15 protein-coding genes are annotated in these 17,170 nt (G+C 58.3%); 10 read left to right on the top strand and 5 right to left on the bottom strand.

All coding sequences use genetic code 11. The features are described from left to right. The first annotated feature begins 23 nt into the window (after positions 1–23). A complete protein-coding gene (locus tag AO726_RS15615) occupies positions 24–275 on the top strand; it encodes a hypothetical protein (protein WP_058069027.1) in 252 nt (83 codons plus the stop codon). A gap of 35 nt (positions 276–310) precedes the next feature. Here AO726_RS15615 and AO726_RS15610 read toward each other — a convergent pair whose 3' ends face one another. From AO726_RS15610 to AO726_RS21475, 4 genes are all read right to left on the bottom strand, one after another. After that, complete coding sequence (locus AO726_RS15610; RefSeq protein WP_058069026.1) at positions 311–1,357, bottom strand: threonine aldolase family protein; 1,047 nt, start codon at positions 1,355–1,357, stop codon at positions 311–313. A 130-nt stretch (positions 1,358–1,487) separates the two neighbouring features. Further along, on the bottom strand, positions 1,488–2,018 hold the full coding sequence (locus tag AO726_RS15605) for a hypothetical protein (RefSeq protein ID WP_152987305.1): 531 nt from the start codon (positions 2,016–2,018) through the stop codon (positions 1,488–1,490). Between the two features lie 26 nt (positions 2,019–2,044). Beyond that, the gene (locus AO726_RS21190) at positions 2,045–2,575 is read right to left on the bottom strand and encodes a hypothetical protein (RefSeq protein ID WP_152987304.1); all 531 of its coding nucleotides are present in this window, start codon (positions 2,573–2,575) and stop codon (positions 2,045–2,047) included. Further along, positions 2,553–3,716 carry a PAAR domain-containing protein gene (locus AO726_RS21475; RefSeq protein ID WP_082629157.1) on the bottom strand — a complete coding sequence of 388 codons (1,164 nt, stop codon included), beginning with the start codon at positions 3,714–3,716 and terminating at the stop codon, positions 2,553–2,555. The genes AO726_RS21190 and AO726_RS21475 overlap by 23 nt, the downstream gene beginning before the upstream one ends. Positions 3,717–3,971: 255 nt before the next feature. On the opposite strand from AO726_RS21475, the gene glyA reads away from it, so the two are divergent. The 7 genes from glyA (at position 3,972) to fdhA (ending at position 12,957) form a co-directional block, all read left to right on the top strand. Beyond that, entirely contained in the window at positions 3,972–5,228 is a 1,257-nt protein-coding gene (gene glyA / locus AO726_RS15595) for a serine hydroxymethyltransferase (protein ID WP_058069024.1), read from the top strand. A gap of 55 nt (positions 5,229–5,283) precedes the next feature. Beyond that, positions 5,284–6,534, top strand: a complete 1,251-nt coding sequence (locus tag AO726_RS15590; protein WP_058069023.1) for a sarcosine oxidase subunit beta — start codon at positions 5,284–5,286, stop codon at positions 6,532–6,534. Between the two features lie 12 nt (positions 6,535–6,546). Next, a complete protein-coding gene (locus AO726_RS15585; RefSeq protein WP_058069022.1) occupies positions 6,547–6,873 on the top strand; it encodes a sarcosine oxidase subunit delta in 327 nt (108 codons plus the stop codon). Then, the gene (locus AO726_RS15580; protein ID WP_058069021.1) at positions 6,870–9,890 is read left to right on the top strand and encodes a sarcosine oxidase subunit alpha; all 3,021 of its coding nucleotides are present in this window, start codon (positions 6,870–6,872) and stop codon (positions 9,888–9,890) included. The genes AO726_RS15585 and AO726_RS15580 overlap by 4 nt, the downstream gene beginning before the upstream one ends. Continuing rightward, positions 9,883–10,515 (top strand): sarcosine oxidase subunit gamma, encoded by a 633-nt coding sequence (locus AO726_RS15575; RefSeq protein WP_058069020.1) that lies wholly within the window; start codon positions 9,883–9,885, stop codon positions 10,513–10,515. The genes AO726_RS15580 and AO726_RS15575 overlap by 8 nt, the downstream gene beginning before the upstream one ends. Before the next feature lie 60 nt (positions 10,516–10,575). Then, positions 10,576–11,439, top strand: coding sequence for a formyltetrahydrofolate deformylase (gene purU, locus AO726_RS15570; protein ID WP_058069019.1), 864 nt, complete (start codon positions 10,576–10,578; stop codon positions 11,437–11,439). A gap of 318 nt (positions 11,440–11,757) precedes the next feature. Then, the gene (fdhA, locus tag AO726_RS15565; protein ID WP_058069018.1) at positions 11,758–12,957 is read left to right on the top strand and encodes a formaldehyde dehydrogenase, glutathione-independent; all 1,200 of its coding nucleotides are present in this window, start codon (positions 11,758–11,760) and stop codon (positions 12,955–12,957) included. A gap of 52 nt (positions 12,958–13,009) precedes the next feature. On the opposite strand, the gene acpA is transcribed toward fdhA, so the two are convergent. After that, positions 13,010–14,704 carry an acid phosphatase gene (gene acpA / locus AO726_RS15560; RefSeq protein ID WP_058069017.1) on the bottom strand — a complete coding sequence of 565 codons (1,695 nt, stop codon included), beginning with the start codon at positions 14,702–14,704 and terminating at the stop codon, positions 13,010–13,012. 303 nt (positions 14,705–15,007) lie between these two features. Here acpA and AO726_RS15555 point away from each other — a divergent pair, with 303 nt between their 5' ends. Then, positions 15,008–15,574 (top strand): DUF2780 domain-containing protein, encoded by a 567-nt coding sequence (locus AO726_RS15555; protein ID WP_058069016.1) that lies wholly within the window; start codon positions 15,008–15,010, stop codon positions 15,572–15,574. A gap of 335 nt (positions 15,575–15,909) precedes the next feature. After that, positions 15,910–17,151: an HD-GYP domain-containing protein gene (locus AO726_RS15550; protein WP_058069015.1), complete on the top strand. Its 1,242-nt coding sequence runs from the start codon at positions 15,910–15,912 to the stop codon at positions 17,149–17,151. The last annotated feature ends 19 nt before the right edge of the window (positions 17,152–17,170 follow it).

The raw sequence follows: 17,170 nt of genomic DNA, 5'->3' as shown, positions 1-17,170 counted from the left end.
GGCAGCCGCAGGAGGGTTTGAACATGATGCATGCTGACCTGATTGATCAGGACGACCTGCGCGAGCGTCTGGTGGCGCTGGGCTTTGCGATTCCCTCGGGAGTCAGTGCCGAGCAGGCGTGTGAGTTGGCCGTCAGCGGCCTGAGCCCGGAGCGGGCGCAGGCGCTGCGTAAGATGGTGGAGGCGCTATTGGGCGGCAGCGCGACTTTGCTGCCGAATGTGCGCGAAGCGATTTCGCGTACGCTGCTGCCAGCGTTGGTGCCGCGCAGCGTCTGAGCTGAAGAAGCGGAGGCTGTTTCGAGCGGCCTCCGTTAGCGTCCGGCGTTCATGGCTAAGCGGATATCCGCTGCCAACTGACGGACGCGCTCTTCTTCGGTATCCCACGAGCACATAAAGCGCGCACCACCAGCCCCGATAAAGGTGTAAAAGCGCCAGTCTTTGCTGCGCAGAATTTCCAGTGCCGGTTCAGACAATTGCAGGAACACGCCGTTGGCCTGCACCGGGAACATCAGGCTGACGCCTTCCACATCGCTAACCAGTTCGGCCAGCAGTTGCGCGCAGCGGTTAGCGTGATTGGCGTAACGCAGCCAGGCATCGTTCTGCAAAATGCCGACCCAGGGCGCGGACAGGTAGCGCATCTTCGAGGCTAACTGACCGGCCTGCTTGCAGCGGTAGTCGAAGTCTTCGGCCAAGTCCTTATTGAAGAACAGAATCGCCTCACCCACTGCCATACCGTTCTTGGTGCCGCCAAAGCACAGCACATCTACGCCGGCCTTCCAGGTCAGTTCAGCCGGTGTACAACCGAGAAACGCGCAGGCATTGGAGAAGCGCGCACCGTCCATATGCAGGCGCAGGCCCAGCTCTTTGCACACATCGCTGATCGCCCGTACTTCTTCTGGCGTGTACACCGTGCCGACTTCGGTGGCCTGGGTGATGGTGACCACGCGGGGTTTGGGGTAGTGGATGTCCTGACGTTTGAGTGCGATTTCGCGGATCGCTTCTGGCGTGAGCTTGCCGTTCTCGGTCTTTGCCAGCAGCAGCTTGGAGCCGTTGGAAAAGAACTCCGGCGCGCCGCATTCGTCAGTCTCGACGTGAGCCGTCTCAGAGCAAATCACGCTATGGTAGCTCTGGCCGAGTGACGCCAGTGCCAGTGAGTTGGCCGCAGTGCCGTTAAAGGCAAAGAACACCTCGCAGTCGGTTTCGAACAACTGGCGGAAATGATCCGCCGCCCGGCTGGTCCACTCGTCATCACCATAAGCACGCTGGTGCCCCTTATTCGCCTCGGCCATCGCCTCCCAGGCTTCCGGGCAGATACCGGAGTAGTTGTCGCTGGCGAATTGCTGGGATAGATCGGGCATGGCAGGCATTCCTTGCGGGTAACAGGCGGGGAGAAGAAAAGCAGGTGCCAATACTTTAGCCCCAGGGGCTCAAACTTGCAGATAGCAGGGCGACAAGATGTGCTGATTTGGCGAAGTGGTGACTGGCGGGTTAGTCGCAATAAAACCGACTGGAGCCAGTTTCATTCTCATTGAACTTTGCAGGTGTTACAGCCCAAGTATTTTGCGTAAGGCTGATACAAGCCTTGAGGTAAAAACGGGCGCGACGGTTTTTCTGGTCACCTGCTTCTAATATCACGGAGTAGAGTCCGGGATTAATGGGCTGTGCAGGTGTTTTGGTAGTAAAACCAGCCAGGCTTTGCCCATAACTTATGCAGGTGTCTGACGTGACTCTGACCCCTTCCGCTGAAGATTCAGGCGGGATGTAGGCGTGCCACATATCTTTATCAACTGCGCTTACCGATATCGCGTGTAAGCGCACATCGTTGTCATTTACCTGAGCTGTACCGGAGAACAGGATTCCGCCTGTCTTATAAGTGGGGGCGACACCCAGGCAGAGCTTGTCGTCCTGGCTCCACACGCGGGCCTCGCCATCGTGATGGCGGGACATGGCTTGAGCAGGAAATGCTAAATGACAAGTTAAAAGTAAGATCAATAAATTGAGTAAGCCCTGCTTTTTCATACTGACTACAGAGGGTTTAGCAAGGTTTATTCGCAGTACCATCGTGCAAAGCCAACTGCATTTTCATTGACCTTGGCGGGTGCAACTGACCAAGCATTTGAAGACCCTTTTAGGCAGGTAGTTGTACTGAACCAAGCTCGTCGTCCTTTGCTATCACCTGCGCGTAATAAAATTGAATATATTCCAGGCTCAAGGTTTTTTGCCGGAGTGGGAGTGGCGAAATTATCTATATTCTCGCCATAGGGAATACAGGTGCTGGTGTTTAGTGTTAGTCCTTGCTTGGTTTCAGAGTTGCTATAGTTTTCCCAAACTACCCCTTCATCATTTCTACTAATCGATACTCCGTAGAGTGTTAGTTGGTTTTCATCAACTTGAGCATTTCGGGAGAGAAATACTCCTCCAACCTTATAGGTGTTTTCTACTCCAAGGCATAGGTTGTTGTTTTCAATCCAAACTCTGGCGTCACCGTCGTTGTAGCGTGACATTGCCTGAGCCGAGAGGGTTGCTAGTAGTGAAAGTTGAGTAACTAGTAGTTTAAGGAAGAAGTTTTTTATCATTTGGATTACTCAAAAATTCAGAAAGAACAGATTCGTATTTGGCAGCAGCTTGGCTGCTTACTAGCGTTGTTCCGCTATCGGATCTGGTTGAGTTTCCAATTGTCCAGCAGAAGTAATCGGCAATAATGTCACCCTGCTGTTCCATATTGAAGTCTTGGATCTTGTCACCTGGTTTAAGGGTGTACTCATAAGCATCGCCCAAGAGGCCCCAAAGGGTCCCTGGATGCAGCAATATCCCGTGTAATTTGACCCAATAGCCAAGTTGGTACTGCCACACATGAACCATCTCATGAATGAACCAGTGTTTATAGCTAGGCCTTGGTGGGTTCGAGAAGTCAGATACATACCAATCAGGATTGAAATACATCTCCCCGTTCGGCGTCATCGCCGTGTTATCCGGCTGCAAACCAAAGGGAAGATATTCCTCGTTGTGAACCTTCACTTTGCTGTAGTCGATTGAGTCTTTAAAAATGCTTTGGGCCATCGCGATTTCACCGCTGGTCAGCGGGCGCGACTTGTCGTCTTTTTTAACGGCTGTGAGGTTGTTGGTTTGCCCATTGGCAGAGGCGGTTTGGACGCCACTCAGCGCAATGGTGACGCCACTGCTTTGGGCAGGGGCGCTGCGGGCACAGCAGGGCGCGGAAGTTGACGGCGGCAGGATCTGTACGCTGGCTAATGCTGTTTCAACAGCGGTGGTAATGGCTTGCGTGGTACCGGTTGCATCGGTTGTGCCTTTTTGCACCGAGCCGTCGGCCAGTGTCACCCGGTAGGGCAGGTTTGAGTAGGGCTGCCCGTTAGGTGCGGACAGTTGCAGTTTGCAGTTGCAGACACCGGGCATCGCTATGGGCGGCACAAACTCAGCAGGCGCGTGCTGAGTGCCCACCAGCACATCACCTGAGCCGGTGATGATGACGCCGCCGTGGGCGGTGGCGCTGCCTAAGAAGGCGATGGGTTTGCCGTTGACCAGAATATTGCCGATGCCCTGCGTGACGGTGTCACCGCAGGCGGTGCTGTCGCCTACGCGCAGGGCGGCAAGGCCGTTGATCAATACATCAGGTGAGCCGGTGACGGTCGGGTTAACGCCGTGGCCGGTTTTAGGACAGTCGTTTTTGTCGCTGAGCCGGGCTGCTGGTTTGGCCATGCGCTACTCCTTGCGTGTCGTATTGGCCTGTCCAAGGCCATTTTCAGACGTTTTCGAAAAAATGAAGGAATGCGTCTGAAACGAGGGTTTCAGACAACTCTACTTATTTTTGCGACCTATGCAATGTCGCAAACGATATTACCTGCGGCGTCCCTAGGCATCTGACCAATCGGGGCCAGTCATACCATCGCTGGCAAGTGGGGCCTTCCCGAACGACACCCGAGTGTCGCATGCAGTTGCCGCAGGAGATCAGCGATGTTTAGCAAGCAGGACCAGATTAAGGGCTATGACGATGAGCTGCTCAGTGCCATCGAGGCCGAAGAGCGCCGTCAGGAACACCATATTGAGCTGATCGCCTCAGAGAACTATTGCAGTAAGCGGGTCATGCAGGCCCAGGGCTGCGGCCTGACCAACAAATACGCCGAAGGCTATCCCGGTAAGCGCTATTACGGCGGTTGCGAGCATGTGGATAAGGTAGAGCAGCTGGCCATTGACCGGGCCAAAGCGCTGTTCGGTGCTGATTACGCCAACGTGCAGCCGCACTCCGGTTCATCTGCCAATGCGGCGGTGTATCTGGCGCTGCTCAATGCGGGTGACACCATTCTCGGTATGAGCCTGGCCCACGGCGGCCACCTGACCCACGGCGCCAAGGTGTCCTCCTCCGGCAAGCTGTACAACGCGGTGCAGTACGGCATTGATAACGAAACTGGCCTGATTGATTACGACGAAGTCGAGCGTCTGGCTGTTGAGCACAAGCCGAAGATGATCGTGGCCGGTTTCTCGGCTTACTCGAAAACCCTCGACTTCCCACGCTTCCGCGCCATTGCCGACAAAGTCGGCGCGCTGCTGTTTGTTGATATGGCCCACGTTGCCGGTCTGGTCGCTGCAGGCCTGTACCCGAACCCGATTCCGTTCGCCGATGTGGTGACCACCACCACCCACAAAACCCTGCGCGGTCCCCGTGGCGGTCTGATTCTGGCCAAGGCCAATGAAGAGATCGAGAAGAAGCTCAACGCAGCTGTCTTCCCCGGTGCTCAGGGCGGTCCGCTGATGCATGTGATTGCAGCCAAGGCGGTGTGCTTTAAAGAAGCCATGGAGCCAGCCTTCAAGACTTATCAGCAGCAGGTCATCAACAACGCCCAGGCCATGGCCAAGGTATTTATCGAGCGCGGCTATGACGTGGTCTCCGGCGGCACCGACAACCACCTGTTCCTGGTCAGCCTGATCAAGCAGGGCATCACTGGCAAAGACGCTGACGCCGCGCTGGGCCGCACTGGCATCACCGTGAACAAAAACGCCGTGCCGAATGATCCGCAGTCGCCGTTTGTGACTTCAGGCCTGCGTATCGGTACTCCGGCGGTGACCACCCGTGGCTTTAAAGAGGCGCAGTGCATTGAGCTGGCCGGCTGGATCTGCAACGTGCTTGATCACCTCGGTGATGCCGATGTGGAGGCGCAAGTGGCGGTGATGGTGGCGGGCCTGTGCGCTGATTACCCGGTTTATCGCGGATAAGTGCCGGGCCAAAACGGCCTGAGCATTTGTTCCAGAGTTTCTGAGGGAGCATTCCATGCAACGTTATTCCGGCTTCGGCCTGTTCAAGCATTCGTTCAGCCACCATGAAAACTGGCAGCGCATGTGGCGTAACCCAACGCCCAAGCCGCTGTATGACGTGATCATCGTCGGCGGTGGTGGCCATGGTCTGGCGACTGCGTATTACCTGGCCAAGGAATTCGGCGTGAAGAATGTCGCGGTGATCGAGAAGGGCTGGCTGGGCGGCGGCAACACCGCGCGCAACACCACCATCGTGCGTTCCAACTACCTGTGGGATGAGTCAGCGCACCTGTACGAGCACGCGATGAAGTTGTGGGAAGGCCTGTCGCAAGACCTCAACTACAACGTCATGTTCTCTCAGCGCGGCGTTTATAACCTGTGCCACACCTTGCAAGACATGCGTGACTCCGAGCGTCGGGTCAACGCCAACCGCTTAAACGGTATTGATGGTGAGTTGCTGGACGCGCGGCAGGTGGCGGAAGAAATCCCTTACCTGGATTGCAGCAAAAACACCCGCTATCCGGTGATGGGTTCTACCGTGCAGCGTCGCGGCGGCGTGGCCCGTCACGATGCCGTGGCCTGGGGCTATGCCCGTGCCGCCGATGCGCTGGGTGTGGACCTGATTCAGCAGACCGAAGTGATCGGTTTCCGCAAGCAGAATGGCGCGGTAATTGGCGTCGAAACCTCCCGTGGCTTTATCGGCGCTAAACGTGTGGGCGTGGTCACCGCTGGTAACTCTGGACACATGGCCAAACTGGCTGGCTTCCGTTTGCCGCTGGAGTCCCACCCGCTGCAGGCGCTGGTGTCGGAGCCGATCAAGCCGATTATCGACAGCGTGATCATGTCTAACGCCGTACACGGTTATATCAGCCAGTCGGACAAGGGTGACCTGGTGATCGGTGCCGGTATCGACGGCTACAACGGCTACGGTCAGCGCGGCTCTTACGGCACCATCGAGCACACCTTGCAGGCCATTGTTGAGCTGTTCCCGGTGCTGTCGCGTGTACGCATGAACCGCCAGTGGGGCGGGATTGTGGATACCACGCCGGACGCCTGCCCGATCATCTCGAAAACGCCCGTGCAGAACCTGTTCTTCAACTGCGGTTGGGGCACCGGTGGCTTTAAGGCTACGCCGGGTTCGGGCCATGTGTTTGCTGCGAGTCTGGCCAAGGGCGAAATGCATCCGCTGGCCGCGCCGTTCTCCATTGACCGCTTCCATACCGGCGCACTGATTGACGAGCACGGCGCTGCTGCCGTGGCTCACTAAGGGGGCTGATTTATGTTGCTTATCCATTGCCCGCACTGCGGCGAGTCGCGCAGCGAAGAAGAGTTTCATGCCAAGGGCCAGGCCCACATTCCACGTCCGCTGGACCCGGCGGCCTGCAGTGATGCCGAGTGGGGCGAGTACCTGTTCTTCCGTGATAACCCCCGTGGTATCCACCATGAGCTGTGGGTGCACTCGGCCGGTTGCCGCAAATACTTTAACGCGACCCGCCACACCGTCAGCTACGAGATTCTGGAAACTTACAAGATCGGCGAAAAGCCCAGCGTGACTGAGGCTCCAAGCGATACCAAAACGACCAGTGCCCAAGGAGTACCCGCATGAGCCAGGTCAATCGTCTTGCCCAGGGCGGCCGTATCGACCGCAGCAAGCCTCTTACTTTCAGTTTCAACGGCCAGAGCTATCAGGGCTATGCCGGTGACTCGCTGGCCGCCGCGCTGCTGGCCAATGGTGTTGATGTAGTCGGCCGCAGCTTCAAGTATTCCCGCCCGCGCGGCATCGTCGCTGCCGGTGCTGAAGAGCCCAACGCCATCCTGCAACTGGGCAGCACCGAGGCCGCGCAAGTGCCTAACGTGCGTGCCACCCAGCAGGCGCTGTACAACGGCCTGGTGGCTAAGAGCACAAATGGCTGGCCGAGCGTAAATACGGACTTGATGGGCATTCTCGGTAAGGTCGGTGGCGGCATGATGCCGCCGGGCTTCTACTACAAAACCTTTATGTACCCGCAAAACCTGTGGCTGACCTACGAGAAGTACATCCGTAAGGCCGCAGGTCTTGGCCGCTCGCCAACTGAAGTGGACCCGGACAGCTACGACCACATGAACCAGCATTGTGATGTGCTGGTGGTCGGCGCAGGCCCGGCCGGTCTGGCTGCTGCGCTGGCCGCAGGTCGTAGCGGTGCCCGGGTGATTCTGGCTGACGAGCAGGAAGAGTTTGGTGGCAGCTTACTGAGCACTCGCGAGACTCTGGACAACCAGCCTGCTGCTCAGTGGGCTGCGCAAGCAATCAGCGAATTGTCGGGGATGGCTAACGTCACCCTGCTGCTGCGCGCCACGGTTAACGGCTATCACGATCACAACTTCCTGACCATCCACCAGCGTCTGACTGATCACTTGGGCGAAGTCGCGCCTATGGGCAGCGTGCGTCAGCGCATGCACCGTGTCCGCGCCAAGCGCGTGGTGCTCGCCACCGGTGCCCACGAGCGCCCGCTGGTGTACGCCAACAACGATGTGCCGGGCAACATGCTGGCCGATGCGGTAAGCACCTACGTGCGCCGTTATGGCGTCGCGCCGGGCCGCAAGCTGGTGCTGTCGACCAACAACGATTACGCCTACCGCGTGGTGCTGGACTGGCTGGACGCTGGCCTGGAAGTCGCCGCCGTGGCCGATGCACGGTCCAACCCGCAGGGCAGCTGGGTGGCGGAAGTTCGCAGCCGTGGCGTGCGGATTATTACTGGCAGCGCAGTGGTCGAGGCCATTGGCAGCAAGCGTGTCAGCGCTGCCCGTATCTGCCCGATTGATATCACCGGGCACAAGGTTAAAAGCGCAGGCGAGACCATCAACTGCGACCTGATCGCCAGCTCCGGTGGCTACAGCCCTGTGGTGCATTTGGCATCTCATCTGGGCGGTAAGCCGGTTTGGCGTGAAGACATTCTGGCGTTTGTCCCGGCTGAAGGCGGCTTCCAGCAGCGCGTGTGTGCCGGTGCCGTCAACGGTGTATTCAACCTCGGCGATGCCCTAAATGACGGTTTTGAAGCGGGTGTTCGCGCAGCCACTGAAGCAGGCTTTGCCGCCGTCACCGGCAGCCTGCCGCAAACGCTCAAGCGCACTGAGGAACCGGCGGTTGCGCTGTTCCAGGTGCCACACGACAAGCCGACTTCCCGTGCGCCGAAGCAGTTTGTTGACCTGCAAAACGACGTAACGGCTGCCGGTATCGAACTGGCTACCCGCGAGGGTTTTGAGTCGGTCGAGCATGTTAAACGCTACACCGCTCTGGGCTTTGGTACTGATCAGGGCAAGCTGGGCAATATCAACGGTCTGGCCATTGCCGCCCGTTCGCTGGGCATCAGCGTGGCGCAGATGGGCACCACCATGTTCCGCCCCAACTACACGCCAGTGACCTTCGGCGCGGTGGCGGGCCGTCACTGTGGTGCGCTGTTCGAGCCTAAGCGCTACACCGCCATGCACAGCTGGCACCTGCAAAACGGCGCTGAGTTTGAGGATGTCGGTCAGTGGAAGCGTCCGTGGTACTTCCCCAAAGCCGGTGAAGACATGCACGCCGCCGTGGCCCGGGAATGCAAAGCGGTGCGCAACGCGGTGGGGATTCTCGATGCTTCGACTTTGGGCAAGATTGATATTCAGGGCCCGGATGCCCGCGAGTTTCTCAACCGCGCGTACACCAACGCCTGGACCAAGTTGGATGTGGGCAAGGCGCGTTACGGCCTGATGTGTAAAGAAGACGGCATGGTCTTCGACGACGGTGTCACCGCCTGTCTGGCCGACAACCACTTCCTGATGACCACCACCACTGGCGGCGCGGCGCGTGTACTGGAGTGGCTGGAGATTTATCACCAGACCGAGTGGCCGGAGCTGAAGGTGTACTTCACCTCGGTTACCGATCACTGGGCAACCATGACTCTGTCCGGCCCCAACAGCCGCAAGCTGCTGGCTGAAGTGACCGACATTGATCTGGATAAGGACGCCTTCCCGTTTATGAGCTGGAAGGAAGGTCTGGTCGGTGGTGTACCGGCGCGGGTGTTCCGTATTTCCTTTACCGGTGAGCTGAGCTACGAAGTCAACGTGCAGGCCAACTACGCCCTCGGCGTGTGGGAGCAGTTGATCGAGGCGGGCAAGAAATACGGCCTGACTCCATATGGCACCGAGACCATGCACGTACTGCGGGCAGAGAAGGGCTTCATCATCGTCGGTCAGGATACCGATGGCTCGGTCACTCCGGACGACCTCAACATGAGCTGGTGCGTGGGCCGCAACAAACCGTTCTCGTGGATTGGCCTGCGTGGCATGAACCGCGATGACAGCCTGCGTGAAGACCGCAAACAGCTGGTCGGGCTCAAACCCATTGACCCGAACAAAGTGCTGCCGGAAGGCGCACAACTGGTCAACGACCCGAAACAAGCCATCCCTATGGATATGGTGGGGCATGTCAGCTCCAGCTACTACAGCGCTGCCATGGGCTACAGCTTTGCTATGGGCCTGGTTAAAGGTGGCCTGAAACGCATGGGCGAGCGAGTGTTTGCGCCGCTGGCGGATGGCAGTGTGATTGAGGCTGAGATCGTCAGCTCCGTGTTCTATGACCCGAAAGGGGAGCGCCAGAATGTCTAATTTGAGCAATGTGTTTCAACAGCGTCCGGATGCAGGCCGGGCTGAATCGCCTCTACACCATGCCGGGCTGGCTGAGCTGGTCGGCAAAGGCCCGGCCAACGCCGGAGTCACCCTGCGCGAGAAAAAGCTGCTAGGTCATCTGGTGCTGCGCGGTGATGGCAAAAGCGCTGAATTTGCCGGCTCTGTGCATCAAATCCTAGGCCTCGAATTGCCCAGCGCGTTGATGCTGGTCAGCAACGGCGACACCTCGCTGCAGTGGCTGGCACCGGATGAGTGGCTGCTGATCGTGCCGGGCGGCAGTGAGTATGAGACTGAGCTGAAACTGCGTGAGGCGCTGAACGGTCAGCACATCTCCGTGGTCAACGTCAGTGGCGGGCAAACCCTGCTGGAGCTGAGCGGGCCGAAGGTGCGCGACGTGCTGATGAAGTCCACCAGCTACGACGTGCACCCACTCAACTTTCCGGTGGGTAAAGCCGTGGGCAGCAACTTTGCCAAGTCCCAACTGGTGATGCGCCGTACCGGCGAAGAAGTCTGGGAGCTGGTGGTCCGCCGTAGCTTTGCCGACTACATCTGGCTGTGGCTGCAGGATGCCAGCGCTGAATTCGGGTTGGCGATCAAGGCCTGAGGATGGACTGAGCGCCCCGCATCGGCTGGGCGCTCCCGCAAGGAAACAGGAGATATACGCATGAGCCGCACGCCGGATACCTGGATACTGACCGCCCATTGCCCCAGCGTGCTTGGCACTGTGGATGCGGTGACGCGCATTCTGTATGAGCAGCAGTGTTACGTCACCGAGCACCACAGCTTTGATGATCGTCTGTCTTCGCGTTTTTTTATCCGCGTAGAGTTTCGTCAGCCTGATGCATTCGATGAGCAGGCGTTCCGTAGCCTGCTGGCCGAGCGTCTGGCTGCTTTCAACATGCAGTTCGAGCTGACCCCACCGGGCTATCGGGCTAAGGTGGTGATCATGGTGAGTAAAGCCGATCATTGCCTGAATGATCTGCTCTATCGCCAACGCATCGGCCAACTTGGCATGGACGTGACAGCGGTGATCTCCAACCACCCGGATCTGGAACCGCTCGCCCGCTGGCACGATATCCCTTACTACCACTTCCCTCTTGATCCCAACGACAAGCCCGCGCAGGAGCGCAAGGTGTTGCAGGTGATCGAAGAAACCGGCGCTGAGCTGGTGATTCTTGCCCGCTATATGCAGGTGCTGTCACCGGAGCTGTGTCGCAAGCTGGATGGCTGGGCGATCAACATTCACCACTCGCTGCTGCCCGGTTTCAAAGGCGCCAAGCCCTACCATCAGGCGTATCAGAAGGGCGTCAAACTGGTGGGCGCTACGGCGCATTACATCAATAACGATCTGGACGAAGGCCCGATCATTGCCCAAGGCGTGGAGCCGGTTGACCACGCCCATTATCCCGAAGACCTGGTTGCCAAGGGCCGCGACATCGAATGCCTGACCCTGGCCAAGGCCGTCGCCTACCACATCGAACGGCGGGTGTTCCTCAACGCCAACCGAACGGTGGTGTTGCATGCCTGACGCAGGCTTGCCTGCCCAGTAGCAACTCCAATACCGGCCGGAGAGAACTAACCGCACTGCCTTAAAGGGGCCTCTGAAACGTAGGCGAGGCAGTCAGCACAAGGCAAAAACAGGCGAGAAAGCGCAGTTTACGTGTTGTAAATGAGCATTTTGATCGGACTCGCGCCCGAGCCTGTTTTTAACGCAGTGATGACAACGCAGGTAGTTTTAGAGGTTCCCTTTAGCGGTCTCTCCGGCAGTTATGACTCAACGCTCCAGTGCAAGGCCGCGTGGCCGTTGGCTGCGCCTTTGTATTCACAACAAGAAAGGAGAAATGCGATGTCTGGTAATCGTGGTGTGGTGTACCTCGGCGCTGGTAAGGTCGAAGTGCAGAAGATCGACTATCCAAAAATGCAGGATCCGCGCGGCCGCAAGATTGAGCACGGCGTCATCCTGCGCGTGGTCTCCACCAATATCTGCGGCTCCGACCAGCACATGGTGCGTGGCCGCACGACGGCGCAGGTCGGGCTGGTGCTGGGCCATGAAATCACCGGTGAGGTGATCGAGAAGGGCAGTGATGTCGAAAACCTGAAAATCGGTGATCTGGTTTCCGTGCCGTTCAACGTCGCCTGTGGCCGTTGCCGCTCCTGTAAGGAACAGCACACCGGCGTTTGCCTGAGCGTCAACCCGGCCCGTGCCGGTGGTGCTTATGGCTATGTGGATATGGGCGATTGGACCGGCGGCCAGGCCGAGTACGTGCTGGTGCCGTATGCCGACTTCAACCTGCTGAAACTGCCGGATCGCGACAAGGCCATGGCCAAAATCCGCGATCTGACCTGCCTCTCTGACATCCTGCCGACCGGCTACCACGGTGCAGTAACGGCGGGCGTTGGCCCTGGCAGTACCGTGTATGTAGCCGGTGCCGGCCCCGTCGGGCTGGCGGCTGCCGCTTCGGCGCGTTTGCTGGGGGCGGCTGTGGTGATTGTCGGTGATGTGAACCCCGCCCGTTTGGTGCATGCCAAAGCGCAGGGATTTGAGGTGGTTGATTTGTCCAAAGACACGCCGCTGCATGAGCAGATCGCGGACTTGTTAGGTGAGCCGGAAGTAGATTGCGCGGTGGATGCCGTAGGCTTCGAGGCCCGCGGTCATGGGCATGCCGGTGCGCAACAGGAAGCTCCGGCTACCGTGCTCAACTCGCTGATGGGCGTGGTGCGTGTCGCCGGCAAAATCGGCATTCCGGGCCTGTACGTTACCGAAGATCCGGGCGCGGTGGATGCCGCCGCGAAGACCGGCAGCCTGAGTATTCGCTTCGGTCTGGGCTGGGCTAAATCCCACAGCTTCCATACCGGGCAGACGCCAGTGATGAAGTACAACCGCCAACTGATGCAGGCGATCATGTGGGATCGCATCAATATTGCCGAAGTGGTGGGTGTGCAGGTGATCAGCCTGGATGACGCGCCGCGCGGTTACGGCGAGTTCGATGCCGGTGTGCCGAAGAAGTTTGTGATCGATCCGCACAAGCTGTTCAGCGCCGCCTGAGTCAGTGTTGATCGGGCATACCTTCGTGGTTGCCCGATCATATCAGCCGTTTTTATCCCGTAAATTTCAGCGCATTGGTTAGGTCGCCCATGGGCTGCTGTCCGCGGGCAATCATGGCGTCATCCCGAGCTTTGATGCCGTCCAGTGTCTCCAACTGAAACACGCGTGTGATCAGACGCAGGATTGAAGCGGTGTCGTACACCGTGTGATCCACCGTGCCTTTACGCGCGAACGGCGAGACCACCAGCGCCGGAATCCGCGAACCCGGCCCCCAGCGGTCGCCCTGCGGCGGTGCAACGTGATCCCACCAGCCGCCGTTCTCGTCCACCGTGACAATCACCACCATGTTCTGCCACTGCGGGCTTTCCCGTAGCACCTTGATTGCCCGGTCGATATGCCGGTCGCCGCTGGCCACATCGGTGTAACCAGCGTGCATATTGAGGTTGCCCTGGGGCTTGTAGAAGCACACCGGCGGTAGCTTGCCCGCCTCGGCATCGGCAAAGAATTTATTGGTTGAAGATTCGTCACCCAACCCGCCGTCGCGCAGGTGTTTGGCACGGTCAGCGGGGCGCTTGGGACTTAGTGTCTCGAAGTAATTGAAAGGTTGATGGTGGTACTGAAAGTTGGGGATTTTGGGAATGCCGTCTGACTCTTTGAAGGCGTCGATAGTGGCTTGCCATGCGCCGCCATACCAGGCCCAGTCGAGCCCTTTTGCCGACAATTTGTCGCCTATGTGTTCGTGGGTTTGAGGCACGAGCACATTGGGCTGCTCGGCCTGAGCGTAGTCGGGGCGCTTAGGGTCACGGGATGAGCTGGGCCAGTAAGGCGGGGCCATGGTGTTGACGGCATAACCGTCTGGCGTAAGTGCGCTGGGGCCGAATTGCGGTGGGCCGTCCATGGCGCTGGTTGGTGAGGTTTCAAGCGGTTTCAGGCGAGTGCCTTTCGGGTCGCTGCCTTCAAGGGTGGCGATCTGGGACTTAGCAGCTGAGTTTGTAGCATCCGGATAGAACGGCACTTGTGCACTGATCAGATACTGGTGATTGAGGAACGAGCCGCCAAAGGCGCCCTGAAAGAAGTTGTCGCACAGCACAAACTCCCGGGCCACATCCCACAGGCGCAGCGAATACTTGCTTTGGGCGTAGTAACCCATGGGCAATGCGCCGGAATCAGCCCAAGCGACGAAACCATCGTTCCTGCCGCCGTTGATCTGCATCTGGTTCTGATAGAACACATGCCACAAGTCGCGGGTAGCCACGCTTAGCGGCAGGTCTTCGCCACTTGGGCCTTTAAGGGCGAACGGCGCGTTGGGCAGGTTGTGCTGGAACTGGGTTTCATTGGCGTAAGTCACCCCATCCACAACTTGCGGCCCCAGTTGCAGCACACCACCCCACACCGGCGGCAGGGTGGTCAACAGACGGCCATCGCGGTCGCGCTGTTGGTAGTCCTCAGGCTTGAGCGACGAGAGCGGTTTTTCCACACCGGGAAAGTTGGCAAACAAGTTATTGAAGCTGCGGTTCTCGGCAAAGATCACCACGATGTTTTTGACGTTATTGCGCAGCGCCTGATCAAGCGCGGCACCCGTCAGCGAGTGTGCTGGTGCGGGGGCGTTGGCGGTAGTGCTGCCGTAGGCGCTGAGGGTTGCGCCAACACCCAGGGCGGCAACACCGCCGAGAAAACGGCGGCGGGTAGTGGCGGTCGGCTGGTCGGGGTTGCTCGGAACATCTTTCGGGGGGATTGGGTCGCTCATGTGTTCTCCTGAACTATTGCTCTGATTGTCCGTAATAAAATGTTTCATTTGAGGGGCGGTCAGGATGATCTGTCAGGCGATCACGGCGAACGGGGTGGATAATTCTGAAACTTGCCTTAACACTGTGTGCATGCACTTTGCGGCCAAGCTGCGCTGTAAGTTGACGAACGTCTCAGGACGAGAGGATTTACAGCGCCTCAGGATGTGAAGCAGCAGCGTGATGGAACGATCGAATCAAGATGCCGGTCGAACCAGCGTTCACCCGTCGCAATAGCGACGTCATTACTGTTTATGAGGTTTTTGATGAAAATTTCCCGCAGCGTTGTATTGGCCAGTGTTCTGAGTCTGGGAGTCAGCCCGGTGTTTGCTGCCGGCTTTAACCTGAATGAAGCGGCTGGTGCACTCTCGACCTTGAGTGGCGGCAAAGTCGCTGCTGGCAACAACGCCCAGACTGCTGGCCTGATTAGCTCCCTGGCAGGGCTGGATGTCACTCCGAAGCAGGCGGTAGGCGGGACTGGTGCAATGCTCAGCCTGGCAAAAAACCAGCTCAGCGGCAGTGACTATTCACAACTGACCCAGAGCGTTCCAGGTGTTGAGAAGCTGGTCGGCAATCAGGGCCTGAGCAACCTCGGCGCGCTGACTGGGCTGCTCGGCAAGAAAGCCGATGCTGCGCCAACTCCAGCCATGCTGGATGCCGTGGGTAATGTAAAAAACACCGCTGACCTGAACAGCGCCTTCAGCGCATTGGGTATGGATTCAGGCTTGGTCGGCCAGTTTGCACCGATCTTGCTGCAGTACCTGGGCCAGCAAGGGGCTAGCAGTTCGTTGCTGAGCAGCCTGGGCAGCATCTGGGGTGCCACCGCTCAGTAAGCGGTCGTGGTGTAGACGCCCGTGCATGGCGTCTACACTGCCTATCTACAATCGGAGCCTGTATTGCAACGGTGCAGTTGCTCCCCGCCATCCGATCTTTTTCCACAGCTACTGGCTTGTCTATCAATCTGGGTTGATGGATTGTCTGGCAATAATGCGGACAAAAAGCAGTACTTTAGGCGATACTAGCCAAGTAATGGCAATTCTCTGAGCGAGCCTGGTTTGCTCGGGTTGGAGTGACTTGATGCTGTCAGATCCTGCAGCGGTCTCTCCTCCTTCGTTAATGCATTCCAGCGCGTCACTGCTCTACACGTCTAAGGCACGTCGACCTGATTATGTTGAAGCGTATTGCAGTCAATGACTTGCGATTAGGGATGTACATTCACGAGTTTTGTGGTGCATGGACTGCCCATCCGTTCTGGCGATCCAAATTCCTGCTGAAGTCGTCCAAAGATCTTGAGCGCATCAAGGCCACCAGCATTGCTGAACTGTGGATTGATGTGAGTAAAGGCCTGGATGTTGAGCAAGGCGCGCCCAGTGTGACGCCCGAGCAGGTGGCGGCTGAAGTTGAGGCCAGCCTGATGGTCGTGACAGAGCAAAAGCCGCTGTTACTGAAAACCAGCATGGACGAAGAAGTGCAGCGGGCGATTGAGCTGTGCGAGCGCTCCCGTGCGGCGGTGATCGACATGTTTACCGATGTGCGCATGGGCCGGGCTCTGCATTTTGAAGAGGCTGAGAACCTGGTCAACGAGATCGCCAATTCGGTCAGCCGCCATCCCGATGCCATGATCAGTTTGGCGCGCCTGAAAAAAACGGATGAATACACCTATATGCACTCAGTGGCCGTCTGTGCGCTGATGATTGCCCTGGCCCGCCAGCTGGAGCTGGACGCAAAGTCTGTGCGCGAAGCGGGGCTGGCAGGCCTGCTCCACGATATCGGCAAGATGTCGGTTCCGGATTCGGTGCTGAACAAGCCAGGCAAGCTCACGGATGCTGAGTTCGGCCAGGTACGCATGCATCCGGAGGCCGGTGCCCGCCTGCTCCAGGAGAGCCATCGGGTCAGTGCGCAGGTGGTGGATGTCTGCCTGCATCACCATGAAAAGGTTGATGGCAGCGGCTATCCGCATCGGCTGGTAGGTGACGACATCAGCTTGTTTGCACGCATGGGCGCAGTCTGTGATGTGTATGACGCCATCACTTCCAACCGCCCGTACAAGCAGGGCTGGGACCCTGCCGAAGCGATCCGCAAGATGGCCGGCTGGACCGGACACTTTGACCGGTACGTGTTCCAGTCGTTTGTAAAGGCTGTTGGCATCTACCCGGTTGGCTCGCTGGTGCGGTTGCAAAGTGGCGTGATTGGCGTGGTGATCGAACAACTGCCCGGCTCGCTGCTGACACCCAAGGTCAAAGTGTTTTTCTCGGCCACCACCCGCATGCCTATCGCCCAGACTGTGATTGATCTGAGCGAGCGGGTCGGCCAGGACAAAATCGTCAGCCGCGAATCCGCGAAACAGTGGGGGTTTCGCAATATTGATCAGCTTTGGAACAGTCAGGCGAGCAAAAAGAGTACAGCCTGACTGCCCCTGTGCTTTGGCG

The sequence above is a fragment of the Pseudomonas sp. TTU2014-080ASC genome, assembly GCF_001446935.1.
In the GTDB taxonomy this organism is placed as follows: domain Bacteria; phylum Pseudomonadota; class Gammaproteobacteria; order Pseudomonadales; family Pseudomonadaceae; genus Aquipseudomonas.
This window is presented reverse-complemented; position numbering and strand designations above follow the sequence as displayed.